The following is a 13,525-nucleotide window of genomic DNA, read 5'->3' as shown; positions in this document are numbered from 1 at the left end:
GGGTCGTTATTAGTCAATAGTACTAGTCCCTAGTTCTTAATTCCTGTTCCCTGTTCTCTTTTAAATTTCATAATCTGGGAGATGGTTATGCTACACAGAATACTAGTTCCAATTGCTAGTTTTGACAGCGTCGGCAAGTTCATTTTTCAGGAAGCACTCGAGCTAGCACAAGCAACCAGAGCAAACCTGAGATTACTGCATGTTCTATCTTTGGATGACAAAGATACCCCTGGGATATTGTCATTAATGAATACTTCAGAAAGCAAGAAACGCTGGGAAGAGTTTGAGAAGCCTGGTTTGGATCTACTCAAATCTTTTGCAAATGAAGCAATTGCAGCAGGTGTATCAACTGAGTATTCTCAAATTTTAGGTAGTCCTAGCCGTATTATTTGCGAAACAGCTAAAACCTGGGAGGCTGATTTAATCGTAATGGGGCGTCGGGGAATTACAGGAATTAGTGAATTTATTTTAGGTAGTGTCAGCAACTATGTCACTCATCATGCACCTTGCTCAGTACTAGTAGTACAATCTTCAACTTCAGATGAATCTGAAAATTTCAAAGAAACTGAATTGGCAAATATCTCCTCAAGATAAAGGTGATTTAGCCATGAGAAATGGCTGTAATGTCAACTTGATTGTATTACCTGCGTCATCAAAAAACTGACTTTTAACACCTTTTTACCTTTCTTGTTCGTAAAGAGACAAAGAGATTTATGTAGACGAAAAGAGCTGAACATTGATCATAAGAGTGCAGAAGCTACTGCACTCCTCGTCTATAATACGGCTTTTCATTATAAATTCTAAGCTTAGAGGAGAGGTTTGATGTCAGTTTTGGGTAATCAAGCAAACTTCATGTTATTCATAAATAATTTCTAGAGCAAAGTTGAGTTAGTCTTGATCTAATATTCAAGTATTTTGCTCAAGATTATTTTTAGTACTAACTTTCCTAGTGCTTACATGTTATTTTGAAATGCTGCTTCTGTTACGGGATTGTTTATATTGGGAAAAATCTATTTAGTTTTTCCCGGTAAATTAACAAATATTTGCTGATTCGGGGTGGTTTTATCACCAAAATAGTAGTGAATTTAAATTAGGTGTTTAATCACCTAGAAGTTGTCACATTCTTCATTCTCTTCAGTCAAACAATCAAACTTTAGAGTGATAACTATGTCAGTCACAAAATCTAACCAAGAGATATTAAGCACAAGCAATCGCTTCATGTCCCGTAAAGATGCATTACTTTTACGGATGCTGATTTTTGTACCCATTTGCTTAATTTTGAGCAGACTGGATGTTAATCCATTGCTTGTCTTTATCATGGCAGGTTTGGCAATTATTCCTTTAGCAGCTTGGATTGCCAACTTTACAGAAGCGATCGCTACTCGTATTGGCCCTACCTTTGGCGGTTTGCTTAACGCAACTTTTGGCAATGCAACTGAAATGATTGTCTCCGTAGTCGCCCTCCAAGCCGGACTGATAGAAGTAGTCAAAGCTAGTTTAATCGGCTCAATCATGGCAAACCTATTATTAGGTTTAGGTTTTGCTCTCTTCTTAGGGGGATTGCATGTCCAGAAGCAACCTTTTCGCCTGAATGCAGAAAATCTTGGTACAGTTGCTAGAGTAAATGCTTCTATGCTCAACTTGGTAGTTGTTTTTTTGCTGGCTCCAACTGCAATTGAGATTACCTCTATTACTTTGTACCTGGAAACAACTAATGGTTTTTCTTATATTGCATCAGCACTCATGCTCATCTGTTACATCTTGATGTTGCTGTTCTCAATGAAAACCCATAGCTATCTTTACGGATTAGATGAGGATGCTGAACCTGAAAGCTACGGTAGCGAAGCTAGAGGATTATATAAATTAAAACTCCACATTGGACTGCTTCTGGCAACAACAATAGTTCTGTTATTTGTCTCGGAAGTACTTGTAAGTAGTTTAGAAGAGGCGATCGCTACCACAGGTGTAACAGAACTTTTTACTGGAGTCATTCTGATTCCTATGTTTGGTGCAGCAGTTGAAATCATTACCTGTGGCATTTGCGGCACCAAAAATAAGGTCGAGTTAGCATCCTCAGTCGCGATCGGCTCCAGCCTGCAAATTGCTATGTTTGTAACTCCAATCTTAGTTTTTGCTGGTCTGATTATGGGTAAACCAATGAACTTGGACTTTGACAACTTTACAGTCTTGGGGTTGGGCATTGCAGTTTTAATGACAAACTCCGTCAAAACCGACAGACGCGCTAACTGGCTAGAGGGAATATTACTGTTGATAACTTATGCTATGCTAGCCGCTGCTTTCTTCCTGCATCCTTCTTTAGCAGGCTAATTAGTTCTGTATTTTACCTGCCTCGATACTTCTTTGTGAAATACCTACCCTTGAAAGGGGCAGTAGGGGTGTAGTGACTGTAGAGAGTAACAAGATGTTGAAAAAACCAAAACAAGCACCGCAAAAAGTAAAGTCAAAAGCTCTATTTGCCACGGCAGCTATTTATCAGCCGAGTATTCACTGGCTAGCTATTTTTGTACCTATCAGTTTTGCTGTAGCATTCATACCAATAATTAGAAACGAGGTCGGGTTATTTTTTACCTCCTGTCTGGGCCTGATTGTAGTTGCTTATTGGATTGGAGAAGCAACAGATCAATTGGCTGAGAGAGTCGGCACGATTTGGGGCGGGATGCTGAATGCTGCCTTTAGTAACTTGCCAGAACTGATTTTTGGTTTGATTGCCGTAGCTAAAGGTTTGGGACCGCTAGCAAAAGCCGCTTGGACAGGTGCGATTATCAGCAATATGTTGGTTGTTGTCGGCGCAGCGATTCTTGTTGGTGGCTATCGCTATGGCACAGTAACATTTCCTCTAGAACGGGCTAAAGATGCCGCAGCAGGGTTGATGATTGCGGCTACTGCCATCCTTATGCCATCAATCTATGCCCATGCAGTTGATTTTTCGAGCGAGAAAATCAGCGCTAATGATGTCATCACTGACGTTTCGGTTTGGTTATGCGTATTCCTACTCATGGCATATGGAGGTAGCTTAGTTTATGCCTTAGCTAAATCTAGGGTAGTCGGTGTATTTGAGAGGAGTCCGTTGGAGCAAACTCCAGCTTTAGAAGCTAAACTACCTTGGAGCGTCAACTTTTGTGTGGGAGTGCTGGCTGTTTCCAGCGTTTTGATTGCCATGCTGTCTAACTTTGTTGCCGACTGCGTTGATTCAATTACGGCTGGGTTGGGATGGACCGAAATTTTTGTAGGCGCGATCATCATTGGAATTATTGGCAACGTAGGCGCGTTGATGAGTGCAGTACTTGTCGCCGTGAGAAACAAAATGGATCTCAGCTTTGAGATTGGGATGAATGCTGCCTCTCAAATTGCGTTGCTAGTGATTCCGACGCTGATAATCAGCTCCAATGTAGTGGGTAAGCCAGTTGATTTCCTATTTAGCCCGCCTCAAATTGCTGCTTTAGTTGGCAGTGTAATGATTGTGGCTCAGATTTCCCAAGATGGGCGCTGTAACTGGTTGAATGGGCTGCAAATGCTGATCTTTTTTGGAGTAATAGGTGTCTTATTTTACTTTGATCCAACTTAACTGGAGTTTAGACTAGAATTGTTTAAGCTTATCAAAGTGTTCTATTTCACTAGTTCTTTTCAGATAAACGTGAGTCAGATCCCCGACTTTTTCAAAAAGTCGGGGATCTCATCGCCTATCAAAATCAATGCGATAGACCACTATCGCAAACTATGCACATCCTCTATACAGGTTCTAGTCCTCTCGTCACCCCGTTAGGCTCCTGAAATGAACCATTGGAGTCATTGTCATAATGGCAGGCAATGAAATTATGCTGAGGTAGTTCTAAATCTACTGGAGGAGCGCTGGTATTGGCAAATTGTCCTGGGGTTGGCCCTGTTTGGGAATCGTAGTCACTCAGCTGACTCTGAGGATATACATAGGCATGGCTTACAGGGTCATATGCTAGTACTTCACCTGTCTCGATATGATAAATCCAGCCATAAATCTTTAACCTACCTTGATACAACCTGGAGTGGACAATGGGGTAAGTTCTCAGATTTTCAATTTGTGTTAGGACATTCTCCGCGATCGCTATCTCTAATAGTTCCTCAGACTGGAATGTTCTGTAGTTGTCTTTTACTAATCTTCTGGTAGCTTCCGCATGTTTGAGCCAATCATAAACCAAGGGCATTTCTTGTTTGAGGCTATCCAGTGTCAGCAATCCTTTCATCGCTCCACAGTGGGTATGACCGCAGATCACAATCTGTTAATCGCATACTCTATTGATGCCCCTTCACCACCATTAGCTGCTCCATAAGGTGGAACAATATTACCACCTGATTTGTCTAAACTTTCCAAAATTTTGGCTAGTTCAAAAGAGTTGGCAATAATTTCTATTTTTTTGACTAGGTGCATAACATTACCTCCAAAATAGGTTAATTCCGTACAGATATAGCGGAATTCCCACAATAATGTTGAACGGAAATGTAACTGCTAGAGCAGTAGAAACATAAAGGCTGGGATTTGCTTGTGGAACAGTTAATCGCATCGCTGCTGGCACAGCTATGTAAGAGGCACTCGCACACAGTACAGCAAATAAAAGTGCATCTCCTTGAGGCATACCAATTGCTTTGGCGATCGCTAACCCAATGACTGCATTGACTATTGGGATCAGGATGGCAAATGAAATCAGAAAAACCCCTGTTTTTTGCAAGTCTTTGATTTTTCTAGCTGCAACTAACCCCATATCTAATAAAAAGAAGGTGAGAACGCCATAAAACATTCCCTGAGTAAAGGGTTCTAAAACCTGCCAACCGTGTTCCCCTGTTAAGAATCCAATCAGCAGACTACCAACTAAAAGAAAGACTGAACTGTTGAGAAATGCGTCTCTTAAAACTTTCGGCCAAGAAAAGTCCCGCTTGCCATCAGTAGTGAATAGATTCACCAGGATCAAACCAACAATGATGGCTGGGGATTCCATCAGAGCTAAGGCTGCTACCATGTAACCATCAACAGTAATGCCCAGTTCATTTAAAAAGGCACTCGCCGTAATGAAAGTAACAGCACTGATAGAACCATAAGTCGCAGCGATCGCAGCGGCATCGTAAGTATCTAGCTTCAGCTTCAGAATAAAAAAAGTGTAAATTGGCACAAGACAAGCCATCAGAACTGCTGCTATAAGTGTCAGTACTACTTCTTGAGTGATGCTGCTTTTAATCAGTTCTACCCCTCCCTTAAACCCAATCGCAAACAGCAGGTAAAGGGAAAAAAGTTTGGGTACAGGTGCGGGAATTTCTAAATCAGACTTGACAAAAACAGCAGTCATTCCCAAGAAAAAAAACAAGATTGGGGGATTGAGGAAGTTGGATACGATCAAATTGGCATCCATGTCCATCCCTCCTTATGCTGATGAAACTGAAAGTTTAAAAAACTTTGCATCGAAAAAAACTTACACAACGTGTATTGTTACCTAATGTCAAATGTGAAGTATCTCAAAATTCATACTATTTCACAAAATTCTTGATACAAATCCTTCTTCTGTCTTGTTTTCAGATTAGTCTGGAAAAAGGAAAAGGAAGATAAAAAGGTATTTTTCTCTTTTTTCCCGATTCTTGCTCTCCAATCCCTGATCTTTAATTCGTAACAATGGGCAATTTTCTCAATCTTTTCCTCAAAAAAAATCTTTTGATACAGCCGCTACATACGGCAGTCAAAGGTAGAGCTAGATATAAGGTTAGCGGACTGTATAATTCACAAAGTCTCAAAACATACCTTGAATCTAGACTTTTAGAAGAGAAAATCGATCACACAAGTTGCATTACGGATGACAAACAACTCGCCAACTTCAGCCTGAGTAATCAAATTTGGGTCTATGCGAGAGTCGGAGCAAGTGATAAATAAAACTCTAGGCTTTTGACCATGAGAGAGTTGCTCAAATAACTCCAAATGAGTAGAGAAATAACTGCTTTTAAACTGTTGCAGACCACTAATTAGTTTTCTCATAAGCTAAGTACTGTTTTGCATAAATATCGTAGCGATCTTAAACGCACAGAGAAGTTTGTAGACACACAGCATCCTAGAGGAAACCTGAAAGCTTCGATGGGGACAACGTAGGGGCGTCTACGCCCCTACACACGAAGGAATATAGTCGCAATAACCCGCCTGGGGTTCAAACCCCAGGCTGATAGCAAAAGTCTTCTTAAAGAAGACTGAAAAAGAAGTTGACTCCATTTTAATGGAGTTGAGCTATGAGCCGCTGAACTTGAGTTCTGGGCGGAATTTAAGGCTTACTGACATTGGCGCAAGGTTTGAGTTAAGGAAATTCGTAGCGAATTTCCTTAAGGGGTTCGGGATTTGCGTTTCCAAAATCGCCATAGAGAAACCCCTAGCAAACCTAGCATGATAATCCAACTGGTTGTGGTAGAAAAATCAAAGTTGTCCATTAGGTAATCTAACTTCAAGTAAAAGTTTTACATTTAAGAGACAGCCAGACTCCTCCCAACAAATGCCGCTAACTCTGTGGCTAATGCAGTTACTGCTTCTGCAACCCATTCAGCAATCAAGCCAACTACTATTTCTGTCATGAAGCTGGCGATCGCTTCAACAATCACTGACCTAACCCACTCTGCCAAGACATTAACAATAAATTCAGTTATAGCTTCTGTCACTAATATGATTAACCAACCCATACGTTCACCTATTATGGAATCAATCCAAAATCTAAAATTGAATGACCTAACCCTGTTCTTGTTTGTCTTCAAAAGCAACTATCAAATATGGTTCTTCAAATTTACCTGATTGAATAGCTAACTTTTGCAAATCTGGAGGTAAAAGAATATTTCGCCGTTGCTCTCCTGCTTCAACAGTAAGTTCATTACCATGTTGAGTTAACTTAACCTGTTTTTTAGTGAATCCCGGTAAAAATACAAATAATTGACGAGATTCTAGATCAATCTTGAGTGGTAAAGGAGCTTGATGGTTGTTATTAAAATCAGGTAAGGCTTTCAGCAAAGGCTCCCAGTTATCCTCTTTTAAAGCTGGAATGGAAGTAACACTCAAGGGAGTAAAGATTTGCTGTAAATCGGTGAGGTCGTCGCTTTCCTGACACTGATAAGCCAGAACACCACTCACGATTAGGTTTATCTGTTGAGCGCTCCCCCAAAGCCATTTAGTCTGTGCGATCGCTCCTGGTTCATTATTTGTCACCAGGTAGCATGTTAGCTTGCTTGCATTTCCCACAACATCAGTACCTTCAGCAATCCAACTACGGATTTGATCTACACCTTGTTGCACTTTTGCAGCATCCACATTTGCCGAAACAATCGCAGAAGCAATTGGCCCACCAATCGAATCAGCTATTTTGTGTAAGCTAAATCCCTCAAACATCTTCCCAAATCGCTGAAAATACCAGTTCAACATTCCTGGTATGCCTAACATCCGCAATGTTTCTAAGTCTCCCCGACTATCGTAGATAATGACTTCATACTCGCCACTCTGATAGTATTGGCGCATAGCATTAAAATACAGGAGACTGTCAAATCCAGGGAGCAAAATTAACTCTCCTGAGTAGATCTCTTCAGAGTCAGGTATGGGGATATAGAGGGACAATAGTTGCTTAACTTCTTCCCAGGTTTGATCTAGCATTGTTGTAGCTTGCAACTGCACAGCTTGGAGATTGGGAGCAACAACCTGGGGAATATGCGTTAGCGGAGTTTTCAACAAATTTTCAGCATTGGGACTAGGGTTATGAGTGACAAACAGTACTTCTTTCCCTTGTTGAGAAAACCATTTGGCAGTGGCGATCGCTAGCGTTGTATGTCCTGTCCCTGCTTTACCTATAAATGTAATGATTCTGCTCATTGAAATATTAACCTTTCACCTAGAATTACTGAAATGCATATGAAACTTAGGTGTTAGAAAACTCTAGCCGATATGAAGTAGAGTTAATTAACCCAGAAGATAAATATTCAAGTAATTCTATGTGAGTTAGGAGGAACTAATGAAATTGGCTAAAATTTGAAAAAATTGACCAATCGTGAAAAAAAATTGGTCAATTAAAAAATTAAGGTTCTAGAGTACAAAAGCAAGCGGCAGCTACTAGAAGAAATGGAGTACCAGGAATCAAAGGCAGAAGTATCCCAACAATACCAATAACAGCGGATATCGAGCCAACAATAATTCTTGCGGCATTTCTCATCTGCTTAAACATAATTCATTTGTCCAAATACTTGCGATTTCCTACTAATTGAAATGTAGCAGAAAAATTACTTCTTGACTCAAAAAATTAATAGTGCGTTACTATACTAATAGTTAATTGCAACGATAAGCGAAAATTCATCCCACTGCCTAATTTTAATTAAAAATTCTATCATCCTTGCATTGAATTGGTGGTAAGGTGATGTTAACGGTAATGTATTCCCTTGAAACATAAAAATTCGAGGTACTTATGTACTCTTCCTTGAGCTTTGCTCCTCGCAACGGTGTTTGGACTCAACGGTTCAATCGGTTTATGCATACACTTGCGTTGTTGCTTCCCAATATTCTGTTATCACTGGTCATATCTATTCTTGCCTCAATTATTCTGACCATTTTTGCCTATGGGTTGAGCGCGATCGCAGGGTTTCCCATCATGCCCTTTTTCCTGATCATCATTTAACCTAGACGGTGTTTAAGCCAGAATGCTAACAGTGGCATTGCTATGCGATAGCCATATTTAGAACCGTAAACAAGTCCTTTTTGTTCCAATCCAGCCAGCGCCCCTTGCAGACCTCCTCCTCTAGAAAGTTGGTGTTTCTCAATATATTCGCGTGAGTGTGGGCTGTCAGTTGGGTCAAGAGCTAGACTTTCTAAAACACGAGCCTGAATAGGTGGAAGCAGTAAAATTAAGGACTCAAAAGTTAGAGATAGATCTTCTACTAAACTTAAAGCACTACGGTGGACGTGGTGAGTTTGAATTAATCCGTCTTCAAAAGGATAAACTATTGAGGATGATTGCAGTTGAGAGCTTATGACTCCAGGTGTATTTTTCTTAGTGCCTTCATCTTTCATCCTTGCAAAAGCTCGACAGTCTAACCAAATCCGACGGGCAAGAGCTATAGCATCCCCAAGATGACCTTGAACGTAGTTAAGAAACATATTAAGTGCTTGACTATCTGTTTCAAACTTAAGTCCTTCTGCTGCCATCGCATCTATAATCCAAGACTGGAGGTCTTTGCGCTCCAGAGGTGCTAAGGTAACAACATGCAAATTGCTTTCATAAACCCAGGGTTCTGGAACTGTAGCAATGAGGACATAGCTAACACGGTTTTGCCGCTCAACTTCCTGGCGTAGATAATCTTCCCACTTACGAGTTCGATCCCAAGAGCGGATGTGAGGAAAATTTTGAAATACTAACACAACTCGGCAATCAAGCCATTCTGCCATCACTTGCGGTAGGGTCAACAGAGCTTGTAGGATAACCCAGTTATCCTTAGACGGGACGTGCCATACTAAGCGAGTTCGTCGCGTTAAATGTTGTTCTAGAATCAACGGATGTTCAGTACTCCATCTTTGGATGAGTTCTAATTCAGCTGGAGCTGAGAATACTTGCAGCAGTCCTTCTGCCAACAGTTCCAACAAGCGAGAAGAATTTGTCGCTCGCAGACAGTCAATTTCCAAAACCCTAGCTCCTATCTGTTGGGCAGCCCAGCAGATGAGGGCTCGTCGTCCATTTCCTGGAATACCTGCCACCATTAGGTCGCCATCCTGAGCAAGAATTGTGCTAACTTGCTGTAGTTCTGCCTGCCTGCCTACTAAAAATCGCGGAACAAAAGGATTGCTGACCATTTTTTCAGGAAGTAAGGGTTAGGGATTACTATACGCTTAAGGTAAGAGTAATTATTGATAGATATAATTTTAGATTATACCTAATACCATTTAATAGTATTTAAATCTTTTACAGATACTATTATTTATTTCCATAAATCTAAGAATCCTATTTGAGTTGTGAACAATTCAGCTTGCCTAGATCCCCGATTTTTGGAAAAGTCAAAGGTCTTGTTTTTCACATATCGGTACTTTTGAACTGCTATCTGCTTACTTTAGTAATTACTAATCCATTAAAAGTACTGAAGAGTGTTATTAATTAAAGTTATAGTAAATACTATTTAATAGTGCTGTATAGTAATATAAGTACTATTAAATATTGCAATTATCCCTAACAGCATTACTAGGAATTTCGATTCATGTCTTCTAGTACCATATCAGACTCAGCTTTTGCGAAGCCTGAAGCTCCGGCTTGGCATACCATTGAGGTTGATCAAGCACTCCTGAAGCTGAACAGCGATCGCACCTCTGGTTTAACAACCAGACAAATTACAGAAAATCAGCGGCATTACGGTGCTAACGAATTGGTAGAGACAGGAGGGCGTACACCCTTAGAAATCTTTTGGGACCAGTTCAAAAACATCATGCTGCTGATGTTGATTGCAGTTGCGATCATCTCTGCAATTTTGGATATTCGCGAATCTTTTACAGCTGGGAAGTTCGTATTTCCCAAAGATGCTGTCGCAATTTTTGTAGTGGTACTCCTAAATGGGATACTAGGCTACATTCAAGAAAGTGGTGCTGAAAAAGCTCTTGCAGCACTAAAAAACCTAGCTTCGTCAAAAGTGCGAGTTATTCGGGATGGTAAGCCAGTAGAAGTAGAGTCAAAGGAACTGGTACCAGGAGACATCATGCTGCTAGAAGCTGGAGTCAAAGTAGCAGCAGATGGACGCTTGGTAGATGCTGCGAATTTGCAAGTGCGAGAAGCAGCCCTCACAGGGGAAGCACATGCAGTCAACAAACAAGCAGAAGTGCTGTTACCCAAAGATGCGCCCTTGGGCGATCGCATCAATCTCGTCTTCTCAGGAACTGAAGTAGTTCAGGGACGAGGAACAGTTCTGGTGACTGAAACTGGAATGCAAACAGAACTAGGCAAGATTGCCAGCGCACTCCAATCAGTGGAATCTGAGCCGACTCCCTTGCAAAAGCGCATGAGCCAATTGGGGAACACCTTAGTAACAGGTTCCTTAATACTGGTGGCGATCGTCATAGTAGGTGGTACTATTTTTAATCCCTCCTTGTTTGAGGAACTAGTAAAAGTTTCCCTGAGTATGGCAGTTGCCGTTGTTCCAGAAGGTTTACCAGCAGTAATCACCGTTACCTTGGCACTGGGAACTCAGCGCATGGTCAGGCGTAACGCTCTCATTCGCAAACTTCCTGCTGTAGAAACTCTTGGTTCTGTTACGACGATTTGCTCAGATAAAACTGGAACTCTCACCCAAAACAAAATGGTAGTGCAGGCACTGCATACACCTAGCAATTCTATTAGCATCACCGGAGAAGGCTACAGTCCTGAAGGTCACTTTTATGAGATGGGTATGGTAAACCAACCATCTCAAATGATTTCACCTCAACAGCAGCCAGAACTTTTGGCACTCATGCTTGCCTGTGTGCTGTGTAATGATGCAATTTTGCAAAAAGAAAGTGGTGAGTGGGCAATTTTAGGAGATCCGACAGAAGGCGCATTACTTTCTGTTGCAGGTAAAGCTGGGTTCCGCAAGCATGAGCAAGAAGTCTATTTCCCTCGTGTTGCCGAGTTTCCTTTTTCCTCAGAACGGAAGCGCATGAGTGTAATGGTGGAGACTGGCAGAAGTAATGAACTACTTTCTCCACTCAATAATCTACACCTTGCACCCTATGTAATGTTTACTAAAGGTTCGCCAGAGTTGACCCTAGAACGTTGTACTCATATTCAGGTGGGGAATCGTTGGCAACCGATCACAGATGAACAGCGTCGAAAAATTCTCCAGCAAAATAATCAGCTTGCCAGTCGAGGTCTGCGAGTTTTAGGATTTGCTAGTAAACTCCTAACAGAATTGCCGCCCGAAGCTTCTGAAGATGTTTCCGAAAATGGATTGACATGGCTAGGATTGGTAGGAATGCTAGATGCACCCCGTCCTGAAGTCAGAGAAGCAGTAGCAAAATGCCGTGCAGCAGGTATTCGCCCTGTTATGATTACTGGAGATCACCAGTTAACAGCGCAGGCGATCGCTGAAGACTTAGGTATTGCTAAAGTAGGTAGCTTATGTCTTACCGGACAAGAACTAGAAAAACTCAGCATGGCAGACTTGGAGGCAGAGGTTGATCGGGTAAGCGTGTATGCTCGTGTCTCACCAGAACATAAGCTGCGGATCGTCCAAGCACTGCAACATCGCAACAATGTAGTGGCAATGACAGGAGACGGAGTCAATGATGCGCCGGCATTAAAGCAGGCAGATATTGGCGTAGCAATGGGAATTACGGGTACAGACGTTAGTAAAGAAGCCAGCGATATGGTGCTTCTAGATGACAACTTTGCCACAATTGTATCAGCCATAGAAGAAGGGCGTGTTGTTTACATTAACATTCGCCGCTTCATCCGTTACATTTTAGGTAGTAACATTGGCGAAGTACTGACTATTGCTGCTGCGCCCCTATTAGGATTAGGTGGTGTGCCGATGTCACCATTACAAATTCTCTGGATGAACCTAGTGACGGATGGTGTTCCTGCCTTAGCTTTAGCAGTGGAACCAGGTAGACCAATTGTCATGCAGCAGCCACCCAAAGATCCCAAAGAAAACATCTTTGCTAGAGGTTTGGGAGCTTATATGATTCGCATTGGCTGTGTCCTTGCCATCGTAACCATCTTAATGATGACGTGGGCATACAATTTTACGCAGCAGAACACAGCAGGCGGAACACTTGACCCAGACCGTTGGAAGACAATGGTGTTCACTACCCTATGTCTCGCTCAAATGGGACATGCACTTGCTATTCGTTCCAACACTCGTTTATTCATTCAGATCAATCCCTTCTCCAACCCCTTTATCCTAGCTTCTGTGATTTTAACCAGTATCTTACAACTGTTGCTGATTTATATCGAACCACTCCGAAACTTCTTCGGTACTCACTACATTACTTTTCAAGAACTGATGGTTTGTATTGGCTTCAGTGCCATTATCTTTATATGGATTGAGGCCGAGAAGCTATTTATTCGGTGGTTCTTCCGTCGACAAAGAGGCTAAATTGATTTGAGCGCAACTTTTAGACTTGTCCCAAAAAATAATCTTAACAGGGGGCGTTGCTGAACAATATGAATTATGCGATCGCCATATCTTCACGGAGGCAAAGCCCCTATCCGAATGCACTAAGAGAGGTCACTACTGGACTGACACAGCTAAAATGTCGCATTAGAATCCATAATTTCGTTGGTTTCAAAAACAGGATAGAGATGTTTCAGTTTGATACGAGCATCCTCAGTAGTAAAGCGCTGTTAGGACTTTGTTGGGACTTTACTTGCGGTGTTCCTGATAATCTGATTTTATTTTTTCAGCCTTCTCACTCCCCGGAATTAAACTTCATTAAACAAGTTTGGCAATATCTCAAATGCCAACTTCGTTGGTTAATGCCTCGCAATCTTAAACAATTGCGTTCTACAATCTATTCTCAACTGAG

10 protein-coding genes and 4 pseudogenes are annotated in these 13,525 nt (G+C 41.5%); 6 read left to right on the top strand and 8 right to left on the bottom strand.

The window, feature by feature from the left end; all coding sequences use genetic code 11:
* The first annotated feature begins 87 nt into the window (after window positions 1-87).
* From RS893_RS22305 to cax (RS893_RS22295), 3 genes are all read left to right on the top strand, one after another.
* Window positions 88-594, top strand: a complete 507-nt coding sequence (locus RS893_RS22305) for a universal stress protein (RefSeq protein WP_315787881.1) — start codon at window positions 88-90, stop codon at window positions 592-594.
* 624 nt (window positions 595-1,218) lie between these two features.
* On the top strand, window positions 1,219-2,328 hold the full coding sequence (gene cax / locus RS893_RS22300) for a calcium/proton exchanger (protein ID WP_315792077.1): 1,110 nt from the start codon (window positions 1,219-1,221) through the stop codon (window positions 2,326-2,328).
* Between the two features lie 94 nt (window positions 2,329-2,422).
* Window positions 2,423-3,586, top strand: a complete 1,164-nt coding sequence (gene cax, locus RS893_RS22295; RefSeq protein WP_315787880.1) for a calcium/proton exchanger — start codon at window positions 2,423-2,425, stop codon at window positions 3,584-3,586.
* Between the two features lie 163 nt (window positions 3,587-3,749).
* On the opposite strand, the pseudogene RS893_RS22290 reads toward cax (RS893_RS22295), so the two are convergent.
* The 3 genes and pseudogenes from RS893_RS22290 to RS893_RS22280 all read right to left on the bottom strand — a co-directional run.
* Window positions 3,750-4,351 (bottom strand): annotated as a pseudogene (locus RS893_RS22290) (carbonic anhydrase); the annotation flags it as partial.
* Window positions 4,343-4,423: pseudogene (locus tag RS893_RS22285) on the bottom strand (P-II family nitrogen regulator); the annotation flags it as partial. The pseudogenes RS893_RS22285 and RS893_RS22290, both read right to left, overlap by 9 nt.
* Window positions 4,424-4,427: 4 nt before the next feature.
* Window positions 4,428-5,396, bottom strand: coding sequence for a sodium-dependent bicarbonate transport family permease (locus RS893_RS22280; protein ID WP_315787879.1), 969 nt, complete (start codon window positions 5,394-5,396; stop codon window positions 4,428-4,430).
* A 257-nt stretch (window positions 5,397-5,653) separates the two neighbouring features.
* Here RS893_RS22280 and RS893_RS22275 point away from each other — a divergent pair.
* Window positions 5,654-5,809, top strand: a pseudogene (locus tag RS893_RS22275) (phosphatase PAP2 family protein); the annotation flags it as partial.
* On the opposite strand, the pseudogene RS893_RS22270 reads toward RS893_RS22275, so the two are convergent.
* The 4 genes and pseudogenes from RS893_RS22270 to RS893_RS22255 form a co-directional block, all read right to left on the bottom strand.
* Window positions 5,810-6,010: pseudogene (locus RS893_RS22270) on the bottom strand (carbonic anhydrase); the annotation flags it as partial.
* A gap of 473 nt (window positions 6,011-6,483) precedes the next feature.
* Window positions 6,484-6,696, bottom strand: a complete 213-nt coding sequence (locus RS893_RS22265) for a hypothetical protein (RefSeq protein ID WP_315787878.1) — start codon at window positions 6,694-6,696, stop codon at window positions 6,484-6,486.
* 46 nt (window positions 6,697-6,742) lie between these two features.
* On the bottom strand, window positions 6,743-7,867 hold the full coding sequence (locus RS893_RS22260) for a Get3/ArsA fold putative tail anchor-mediating ATPase NosAFP (RefSeq protein ID WP_315787877.1): 1,125 nt from the start codon (window positions 7,865-7,867) through the stop codon (window positions 6,743-6,745).
* A gap of 202 nt (window positions 7,868-8,069) precedes the next feature.
* Window positions 8,070-8,216, bottom strand: coding sequence for a DUF454 family protein (locus tag RS893_RS22255; RefSeq protein WP_315787876.1), 147 nt, complete (start codon window positions 8,214-8,216; stop codon window positions 8,070-8,072).
* Between the two features lie 237 nt (window positions 8,217-8,453).
* Here RS893_RS22255 and RS893_RS22250 point away from each other — a divergent pair, with 237 nt between their 5' ends.
* Window positions 8,454-8,663: a hypothetical protein gene (locus RS893_RS22250; protein WP_315787875.1), complete on the top strand. Its 210-nt coding sequence runs from the start codon at window positions 8,454-8,456 to the stop codon at window positions 8,661-8,663.
* On the opposite strand, the gene RS893_RS22245 is transcribed toward RS893_RS22250, so the two are convergent.
* Window positions 8,660-9,832 (bottom strand): ATP-binding protein, encoded by a 1,173-nt coding sequence (locus tag RS893_RS22245; protein WP_315787874.1) that lies wholly within the window; start codon window positions 9,830-9,832, stop codon window positions 8,660-8,662. The genes RS893_RS22250 and RS893_RS22245 overlap by 4 nt on opposite strands.
* A gap of 398 nt (window positions 9,833-10,230) precedes the next feature.
* Between RS893_RS22245 and RS893_RS22240 the strand changes: the two genes are divergently transcribed.
* Complete coding sequence (locus RS893_RS22240; RefSeq protein WP_315787873.1) at window positions 10,231-13,095, top strand: cation-transporting P-type ATPase; 2,865 nt, start codon at window positions 10,231-10,233, stop codon at window positions 13,093-13,095.
* Window positions 13,096-13,525: the final 430 nt, after the last annotated feature.

It is taken from the genome of Fischerella sp. JS2 (genome assembly GCF_032393985.1).
In the GTDB taxonomy this organism is placed as follows: Bacteria; Cyanobacteriota; Cyanobacteriia; order Cyanobacteriales; family Nostocaceae; genus Fischerella.
This window is presented reverse-complemented; position numbering and strand designations above follow the sequence as displayed.